This window comes from Pseudolactococcus plantarum (assembly GCF_002441715.1).
GTDB classification, from domain to species: domain Bacteria; phylum Bacillota; class Bacilli; order Lactobacillales; family Streptococcaceae; genus Pseudolactococcus; species Pseudolactococcus plantarum.
On record NZ_JXJX01000017.1, the window covers coordinates 1 to 8,704 of the forward strand.

General features: G+C 35.5%; 9 protein-coding genes and 1 pseudogene. 5 read left to right on the forward strand and 5 right to left on the reverse strand.

Going from position 1 to position 8,704, the window contains the following annotated elements; translation table 11 throughout:
- Positions 1 to 65 precede the first annotated feature (65 nt).
- From RU87_RS09115 to truA, 5 genes are read right to left on the reverse strand one after another with little or no spacing between them, the layout of a single operon-like run.
- A complete protein-coding gene (locus RU87_RS09115; protein WP_068164832.1) occupies positions 66 to 1,202 on the reverse strand; it encodes a pyridoxal-phosphate-dependent aminotransferase family protein in 1,137 nt (378 codons plus the stop codon).
- A complete protein-coding gene (locus tag RU87_RS09120; protein WP_010905395.1) occupies positions 1,203 to 1,745 on the reverse strand; it encodes a TIGR01440 family protein in 543 nt (180 codons plus the stop codon).
- Positions 1,726 to 2,226 (reverse strand): ECF transporter S component, encoded by a 501-nt coding sequence (locus RU87_RS09125; protein ID WP_003131521.1) that lies wholly within the window; start codon positions 2,224 to 2,226, stop codon positions 1,726 to 1,728. Before RU87_RS09125 ends, RU87_RS09120 begins: the two co-directional genes overlap by 20 nt.
- A 39-nt stretch (positions 2,227 to 2,265) precedes the next feature.
- Positions 2,266 to 3,054: a bifunctional hydroxymethylpyrimidine kinase/phosphomethylpyrimidine kinase gene (locus RU87_RS09130; protein WP_068164836.1), complete on the reverse strand. Its 789-nt coding sequence runs from the start codon at positions 3,052 to 3,054 to the stop codon at positions 2,266 to 2,268.
- A 32-nt stretch (positions 3,055 to 3,086) separates the two neighbouring features.
- Complete coding sequence (truA, locus tag RU87_RS09135; protein WP_068164838.1) at positions 3,087 to 3,848, reverse strand: tRNA pseudouridine(38-40) synthase TruA; 762 nt, start codon at positions 3,846 to 3,848, stop codon at positions 3,087 to 3,089.
- 305 nt (positions 3,849 to 4,153) lie between these two features.
- Between truA and RU87_RS09140 the strand changes: the two genes are divergently transcribed.
- The 5 genes and pseudogenes from RU87_RS09140 to RU87_RS09160 form a co-directional block, all read left to right on the forward strand.
- Positions 4,154 to 4,477, forward strand: a complete 324-nt coding sequence (locus RU87_RS09140) for an ArsR/SmtB family transcription factor (RefSeq protein WP_058224613.1) — start codon at positions 4,154 to 4,156, stop codon at positions 4,475 to 4,477.
- A gap of 12 nt (positions 4,478 to 4,489) precedes the next feature.
- On the forward strand, positions 4,490 to 4,864 hold the full coding sequence (gene arsD, locus RU87_RS09145) for an arsenite efflux transporter metallochaperone ArsD (RefSeq protein ID WP_068164840.1): 375 nt from the start codon (positions 4,490 to 4,492) through the stop codon (positions 4,862 to 4,864).
- Between the two features lie 12 nt (positions 4,865 to 4,876).
- Complete coding sequence (arsA, locus tag RU87_RS09150; protein WP_068164843.1) at positions 4,877 to 6,592, forward strand: arsenical pump-driving ATPase; 1,716 nt, start codon at positions 4,877 to 4,879, stop codon at positions 6,590 to 6,592.
- Between the two features lie 17 nt (positions 6,593 to 6,609).
- Positions 6,610 to 8,280 (forward strand): FAD-dependent oxidoreductase, encoded by a 1,671-nt coding sequence (locus tag RU87_RS09155; protein WP_068164847.1) that lies wholly within the window; start codon positions 6,610 to 6,612, stop codon positions 8,278 to 8,280.
- Positions 8,281 to 8,283: 3 nt separating this feature from the next.
- Positions 8,284 to 8,704 (forward strand): annotated as a pseudogene (locus RU87_RS09160) (arsenic resistance protein); the annotation flags it as partial.

The window sequence follows — 8,704 nt, forward strand, 5'->3', positions numbered from 1 at the left end:
GCTAAATAATCAACTAGCAATTCGGGTTTTTATTTGTATTAGAAGCTATAAGCTTCACTTCTTTTTCAATTCAGAGCTTCTAAAAAATCTTCTTGTAAATTATTTTTAAATGCAATACCAAAATCTTCTAATACTTTTTGAAGCGCATATAGACTGTAAGCCACTTTATCTGGTCTCGCATTCTCTCCCATGTGCCCAATTCTTAAAACTTTACCTGCCAAATAATCAAATGATCCTGTGATCATCACTCGATAGTTCTCACGCATTTTCCTTAAGATTTCTTGATCATTCAGACCTTCTGGCACTTTAATAACAGAAACGGTGTTTGAATAGCCATTCTGCAAATAAAGTTCCAAAGGAGAATTTTCAATTGCTTGTCTTGTCGCATGACCAATCATCGCATGACGTTTCAAAATTTCTTGGTCGGCAAGAAGATTATCTATCGCTTGGTCTAATCCATAGATATCTGAAATTGGCATGGTATATGGAAACCATTTTTTTTCATAATAATCTTTAAAAGTAAGGAGATTACAATAAAAACTTGCGATGGGGCTTTTTCTCTCTGTCATCGCTTGATAAGCCTCTGTTGAAATAGATGCAATTGTTAAGCCTGGTGGAGCTGAAATCACTTTTTGAGAGCCACCAAGAGCGATGTCAATTTGCCACTTATCAACTTGTAAATCTTCACCACCCATCGCCGCAACCGAATCAACAACGGTTAGAATTCCATATTTTTTTAAGAGAGGACAAATGCTTGAGAGGTCATTTAAGACGCCTGAGGGTGTATCACAATGAACGACTGTTGCATATTTAAAGTCATGGTCTTTTTCTAAAAATTTTTCTAGAATTTCTAAGGAAAATGCTCCTTTTCCTGAACTCTCCAGTAGAATTGCTTCACCTCCGTAAAGCTCAATGAAATCACTAAAGCCATGACCAAAAATACCATTATCAAGCACAAGTACGCGGTCACCTTTTTCGGTTAACGAAGCACAAGCTGCTTCCAATCCTAAAATTCCTTCACCAGCTAAAACTCTGACATCGTTTTTGGTTTTTAAAAATTGAGCAAGTTTACTACAAGTTTTTTTGTAAAAGTCATAAAAGGCTAAATCAATATCCGGATTCGTTGTTGCCTTTGCTCTTGCTAATCGTACATTTTCAGCCACCTCAGTTGGACCTGGGGTCATGATTAACATCTCTTTCATTTATTTGTACCTCGCACGTTCTCCACCAATGAGTTTAGGACGTGATTTAAGAGCTGTTACATGAGCGCCACCAAGTTCTCTTAAAATTGGGCGAACGGGAATTTGGACGTGTTTTACGTGCATTCCAATACTAGTATCACCAATATCTAAACCGGCGTTGGCAACAATATGTTCTACCTCAACTGGAGATTTAAAGAGTTGGTAGGCGGCAACTTGACCACTTCCACCAGCGTGGAGTTGCGGAATCACAGAAACGATTTCCCAGTCTTTTTTTTCGGCTAATTCCTCTTCAATGAGTAAGGCACGATTAAGATGTTCACATGCTTGGACCGCCAGATAAATTCCTTTGTCTGACAAGGTCTTGTGTATGACAGAAACAATGACCTGACCGATTTCACTAGAACTGGCATGGCCAATTAAACCACCATTTACTTCTGATGAAGATAAACCAAGAACAAAGACTTGACCAGCTTTAATTTCTGTTTGTTTTATGACATCATCGATAATGACTTGTGTGTCTTTTTTAAGCTTTTCTAAATCCATTTAAAATACCTGTCCTTTCAATGAGCGGGCTTAAGACTTTTGCTAAAGCAAAGCCAACCACAACTTGAATAATATTTACCCAAAGTCCCGCAATGGCTGAACCCCAGCCATACATTAATCCACCAACAATAAAATATCCTCCAACCATAAAGACAAGACTGAGCAAAAAGTTAAGCCATTTGTATCTTGTCAATCCTGCGAGATAGCCTTGCCCGCCATGAATAATTAAGCTGAAAAACATGTAGTTACTGTAGCCTGCAGTCAAATCAAGTAGAAAGGCTGCAAATCCCCCAATTATTGCCGCCTCTCGTTTACCAAACAGAAAGACTGCTGTATAAATTCCGACATCCAAAAGAGTTAATATATTACCGGCTGAACCTGGAATAGGGAAGGTAAATAGGCGACCTAGAACAAAAGTGACTGCTGTCCAAATCGCAAGTAAAGTTAATTTTTTGATATTTCTGTTGTCCATGAGTTTCATCTCCTACTTTTCCTAGAAGTTTGGTTTACTTTTGGAAATTTATTTTTTATTTTGAAAAACACCATATTCATTTGCATTTTGAATGGCTTGATAAACGAAGTCTTTTGCATTCTTGACTGAATCTTTAAAGGGGTGATTATAAGCCATATTAGCCGCAATTGATGAAGCAAAGGTACAACCTGCTCCGTTGTTATTATTTTCTATAATCGGGCTTGATAATTCATAAAAAGCTTTTCCATCATAAGCAAGGTCAACGGCTTGTTTTTGGTCAAAGCGATTTCCTCCTTTGATGACGACATTTTTTGCTCCAAAATCATGCAAAAGTTTGGCTGCTTCTTTCATCTCTGATTTATTTTTTACTGACAGCCCTGTCAGTATTTCTGATTCTTTGAGATTCGGGGTAATTACAGTCGCCAAAGGAAAGAGTTTGCTGATGAAAAGGTCACGCATTTCATTGACCGAATAGTCAGCATTTTCTTTAAAAACAATGACTGGGTCTAATATAATTGGAGTATCAGATTTCACTGACAGAGCTGTCAGCCAGTTTTTGGTCAGTTCAAGTATTTCTTTATTGGGTAATAGTCCTATTTTTATGGCTGAAAAGTCCACATCGCTTAAACTTTCCAACTCTTCTTGAAAGAGTTCTTTTTCTACTGGATGAACAAAAAATTTATCTTCTTTGACAGTTACAATGCTTGTTAAGGCGCAAAAGCCATAAAGTCCATTGGCTGCAAAAGTCGCTAAATCAGCTTGCATCCCGCCTCCGGATAGGATATCTGAACCTGCAATTGTTAGAATTTTTTTGCTTTCATTTAAATTCTTTGGCATCTTCTCTCCATTAATTTTACTGACAGTAGCTTTTAGATGTCAGTATTTTCCGCATATTTGACTTCTTTCAAATATAAACCTTCAGGTGCCGCTGTTGGTCCTGCAAAATCTCTATTTTTAGAGGTCAATATTTTATCTATTTGGCTGACAGGCATTCGGTCATTACCAATTTTAATGACTGTTCCAACCATGTTTCGCACTTGTTTATACAAAAAGCCATTGCCACGAAAAATAAATTTGAAATTTTCTTCGTCAAGATGGATAATTTCTGCCTGATAAATCGTTCTTACTTTGTCATCAACTGATGAACCCGATGCTGTAAAACCTGTAAAATCATGTTCTCCAACCAACTTTGACATTGCTTCTTGCATCCGCTCAAAATTAAGTGGATAGCGAAAATAGGCTTTAGAATGTCTTTGAAATGGACTTCGTGTAATTGAATTTTCTAGATAATACTCATAGGTTTTTTCATGCTTTTGATATCTTGCATGCCAATCATCTGGGACAAGTTCCACTTTTTTTACTGCAATATCTGCTGGGGTTTGAGTGTCTAAACCAAATCGCAGACGTTCCAAATCACGAACTTTACCCTTTAAATCAAAATGAATGACTTGACCAAAAGCATGAACTCCAGAATCTGTTCGGCCTGAGCCTTGTAAAATAACTGGCTCAAAAGAATTTAACTTCATCAGTATTTTTTCAATTTCTTTTTGAACTGTTCTTTGATTTGTTTGGCTTTGAAAACCTGCAAAATCTGTGCCATCATAGGCTATTGTGGCTTTGTATCTTGTCATTTTTCTATTATAGCACAATTTTTATTAGGACTTTATTTTCTTTTTTTATAATGGTTTATCCTTTTTTAATACCCGAATTGCTAGTTAATTTCATTGGNGCTTTCTCGTGTTTATTTTCCAATGAAATTAACTAAGTCTAAAAGGAGACAACAAAACATGCGTAAAATCATCGGTAAGAAAAATAAAGTCCATTATGTAGAAGAAACGGTTCTGTTGCAAAGTTTTAAATCAATAATATTTGACATAATATAAATAAACGTTTATATTATGTATATAAACGTTTATTTATATTATAGGAGGCAGGAATGAATTATGAAAAAATAGCTATCAGCCTAAAGGCTTTAGCCGAACCGAACCGTCTGAAAATTGTTGACATGCTTTCATACGGACCGAAGTGTGCTTGTGATTTGTTGGAGCATTTTGATTTTACTCAGCCCGCACTATCACACCATATGAAAGTTTTGGAAAAAGCAGAAGTTGTCACGGTTGAAAAAAAAGGAACTTGGAACTACTATACGTTGCGTAAGAGTTTTTCAAATAATTTTCAAGAAATGTGTTTGTCTTTATTCTCAAAGAGTGAAGAAACATGTGAATGTAATAATAATAAAAATTGTAATTGTTCTAAATAAGAAGGAGAAGATATGAAAAAAATTGAAATTTATGAACCAGCAATGTGTTGTTCTACAGGAGTATGTGGCCCCGGAGTTGATTCAGAGTTACTTCGTATTAGTAGTTTATTTGATTCATTAAAAAATAATGGTGAAGTAAATTCTTACCGTTATAATTTAACAAGCAATCCACAAGCTTTTATTACTAATGAAAAGATTTTAGAACTAGTAAAAAATGAAGGAAATGATATCTTACCGATTACATTGCTTAACGGTGAAGTTATTAAAACCGGAAGCTACCCAAGCTCTGAGGAACTCGGAGTGGACGTTAAAATAAAAGAAAAATCTGCTTGTTGTTCTAATGTTAATGGTGAACGTAAATTAACAAACAGTACTCATTGCTGTTAAGGGGGGGTATTAATGGAATTATATGATCCTCAAAAAATAGCGTTGACAAAGTACCTTTTCTTTACTGGGAAAGGAGGAGTTGGTAAAACAACTTCGGCATGTGCTACTGCAGTTAATTTAGCAGAATCTGGAAATAAAGTGATTCTTATTAGTACCGACCCTGCTTCCAATTTACAAGATGTATTTCTAACAAAATTAACAAATGTCCCTAAAGTGATTTCTGAAATCCCTAACTTGAAAGTTGCAAACTTCGACCCTGTTTCTGCTTCTAATGATTACAAAGAAAGTATAATCGGACCATATAGAGGTGTGCTCCCTGATTCAGCTTTGAAAAATATGGAGGAACAACTTTCAGGTTCATGTACAGTCGAGATTGCATCTTTTAATGAATTTGCAGGCTTTCTAACTAATAAAGAAATTGAAAACGAATTTGACTATGTTATTTTCGATACTGCTCCAACTGGTCATACACTTAGAATGCTTGCTCTTCCTTCTGCATGGACTAATTACTTAGATGAAAATCAAACAGGAGCATCTTGTTTGGGACAACTATCAGGATTGGGTGATAAAAAAGAAAGTTATGAAAAAGCTGTCAACACATTATCAGATAGCAAATTAACAACCCTTATGTTAGTCACACGTCCCCAACAAGCTGCGATAACAGAGACTGAACGTGCTTCTAAAGAATTATCAGAGCTTGGAATTAATAATCAAAAACTAATTATTAATGGCATTTTGACTCAATCTGACGATGAATTATCAAAAGTAATTTTTAAACAGCAAGAAGATGATTTAAAACAATTACCTAAAGCTTTAAGTCAAATTGAACAATTATTTGTTCCTCTCAGACCCTATAATGTAACTGGTCTAGATAAACTCCGTATCCTCTTGAATACGGTTCAACCCCAAATTACTGAGATTGATTCAGAGATAAAAGAATATCCGGAACTTTCAACAGTGATTAATGACTTTATTAAAAGTGGTAAAAAAATCATTTTTACCATGGGTAAAGGCGGAGTAGGAAAAACGACTATAGCGATTAAAGTAGCTAAAGCTTTGCAAGAACAAGGAAAAAAAGTGCACCTTGCTACTACAGACCCTGCTAATCATCTCAATTTATATTTAGGGGATATGCCCGGCCTTTCTTTAAGTCATATTGATGAAGAAAAAGAACTTCGAGAGTATAAAGAAGAAGTTTTAAACAAAGCAAGAGAAACCATGTCAGGTGATGATTTGGATTACGTTAAGGAAGACTTAGAATCTCCATGTACTCAGGAAATTGCAGTTTTTCGTGCTTTTTCTGAAATTGTTGAAAAAGCAGATGATGAGATTGTGGTAATCGATACTGCTCCAACTGGTCATACACTCTTATTGCTTGAATCTACACAAAGCTATGCAAAAGAAGTAGAGCGGACTAGTGGCGAAGTTCCGAAATCCATTCAAAAGCTTTTGCCAAGATTGCAAAACCCCAATGAAACAGAAGTTTTAATGGTTACTTTACCTGAAACTACTCCGGTTTATGAATCAATGAGATTAGCAGATGACCTAGATAGGGCAAATATTGCTCATACATGGTGGCTAGTTAATCAAAGCATGAGTGCGACTCGTACTTCAAATGAAGTTTTAAAAGCACGTTCATCAAATGAAGTAGAATGGATTGATAAAGTTGCCGAACTATCAAATAATCATTATGCAGTAGCTAAATGGCAAGCTGACTTTGAAAAATAACGGGAAATAACTGAATTATGAAAATTATAATTATTGGTTCTGTTGCATCAGGAACAAGTGTGGCTGCCAAAGCACGTAGGAACACAGAGAGTGCTGAGATCACTCTTTATGATAAGGATACAGATGTTTCATATGCAGTATGTGGTATTCCTTATGCAATTGGTGGGGAAATTAGCAGTTTTGATGAGTTAACACCACGTGATGCTCGATGGTTTAAAAAACGTTACAATGTTGATATACATACTTCACATGAAGTTTTAAGTATAGATCATTCAAAAAAAACACTCAAAGTTAAAAATCTTTTGACGGGTACTATAATTAATGATTCTTATGATATGCTTGTTTTTGCTACTGGAGCAAGTTACTACAAACCAGAGATTTTTCAAGGAAAGTCATTCGATAATGTGTTTCAAGTGAGAAATATTATAAGCGGTAAAGATATTAAATCTTTTGTAGATAATAAAAAACCTAAATCGGCAATTGTTGTAGGTGCAGGTTTTATAGGACTTGAAGTTTCCGAGCAACTCAAAAATCTAGGAATTGATGTGACTATAATTCAACGCAGTAAGCATCCAATGGGACACTTGGACTGGGATATGTCTATTCGTATAGAAGATGAGTTGGAAAAACAAAACATTTCTTTTTTATCCGAGGAAGTAATCATTGAAACAAATGGAGATCAGACATTAGAAAGTGTAGTTACAAGTAAAGGTCATACTTTACGTGCAGATTTGTATATTTTGGCTACCGGAGTACGACCAAACACTCTACTTGCAGAATCAATTGGTGTGAAACTTGGTGAAACAGGTGCAATTGCTACGGATACAACTATGGAAACTAATATTAATGGCGTCTATGCTGTCGGAGATGTCGCAGAAAGTTTCCAATTAATTACTGGGAAAGCAATTTATCGACCGTTGGCTTCAACTGCAAATAAGATGGGAAGAATTGCAGGAGATGCAATGACTGGTGGACCGCTTCGTTTTCAAGGAATATTGGGAACTGGTATTTTACGTTTCTTTAATTTAACAATTGCTCAGACGGGATTAACTGAAAAAGAAGCAATTAAAGAAGGGTACGAAACAGCAGTATTGTTCAATATTAAACCAGATAAACCGGATTATATGCATGGGGAAGAAATGGTAATTAAAGCCATTGCAGATAAGGTATCTCATCGAATACTCGGAGTTCAGATTATTGGACCCCAAGGTGTTGATAAAAGAATAGATGTTTTTGCTGCAGCAATAACATTAGGTGTAACTTCGGAAGACTTATTCCATATGGACTTAGCTTATGCTCCACCTTTTGCAACAACGAAAGATCCTATCGCATATACAGGAATGGCACTGACCAATGCCTTAACTACTTCACCATTGATTACACCACATGAATTAATGAAACTTCAAAAAAATAGAGCAGATATAACAATTGTAGATACACGCGTAAAATCAAGTTACGAAAAGGGTCATGTTCCGAATGCAATTAATATTCCTCTAGCGGAACTTCGTGAAAAATCGTCTATTCTTGATAAGGATAAATTGACAGTAGTTTACTGTAATAAGGGTGTAACTGGTAATGCTTCTCAAAATATATTGAGAAACGAAGGATTTAGGGAAGTCTATAATTTATCAGGAGGAAATAAAAATTATCAGGAAATTGCAAAAAGGAGAAATAATGGGAGAAATTAAACTATGAATCGTGTAACAAAGAAACTTTCATTTTTAGATCGTTATCTGACACTTTGGATATTTGCAGCAATGGGTATTGGTGTTGCGGTGGGTTACTTTGTTCCTAGTGTTTCAACCAGCATCAATTCATTATCTATTGGGACAACATCAATTCCAATTGCTATTGGGCTTATCCTCATGATGTATCCCCCATTAGCAAAAGTAAAATATAATGAAATTGGAAAAGTTTTTAAAGATTGGAAGGTACTTCTACTTTCATTAACTCAAAATTGGATTATTGGTCCCATACTCATGTTTATCCTTGCAGTCGTATTTTTGCAAGGTTATCCAAATTATATGGTAGGGCTCATCATGATTGGCTTAGCTCGTTGTATAGCAATGGTTATTGTTTGGACGGTTCTGTTGCAAAGTTTTCCAAAAAATC

Coding starts and splice junctions, on each gene's coding strand:
- RU87_RS09115 (WP_068164832.1), bottom strand. CDS start 1,202: ATGAAAGAGATGTTAATCATGACCCCAGGTCCAACTGAGGTGGCTGAA.
- RU87_RS09120 (WP_010905395.1), bottom strand. CDS start 1,745: ATGGATTTAGAAAAGCTTAAAAAAGACACACAAGTCATTATCGATGAT.
- RU87_RS09125 (WP_003131521.1), bottom strand. CDS start 2,226: ATGAAACTCATGGACAACAGAAATATCAAAAAATTAACTTTACTTGCG.
- RU87_RS09130 (WP_068164836.1), bottom strand. CDS start 3,054: ATGCCAAAGAATTTAAATGAAAGCAAAAAAATTCTAACAATTGCAGGT.
- truA (WP_068164838.1), bottom strand. CDS start 3,848: ATGACAAGATACAAAGCCACAATAGCCTATGATGGCACAGATTTTGCA.
- RU87_RS09140 (WP_058224613.1), top strand. CDS start 4,154: ATGAATTATGAAAAAATAGCTATCAGCCTAAAGGCTTTAGCCGAACCG.
- arsD (WP_068164840.1), top strand. CDS start 4,490: ATGAAAAAAATTGAAATTTATGAACCAGCAATGTGTTGTTCTACAGGA.
- arsA (WP_068164843.1), top strand. CDS start 4,877: ATGGAATTATATGATCCTCAAAAAATAGCGTTGACAAAGTACCTTTTC.
- RU87_RS09155 (WP_068164847.1), top strand. CDS start 6,610: ATGAAAATTATAATTATTGGTTCTGTTGCATCAGGAACAAGTGTGGCT.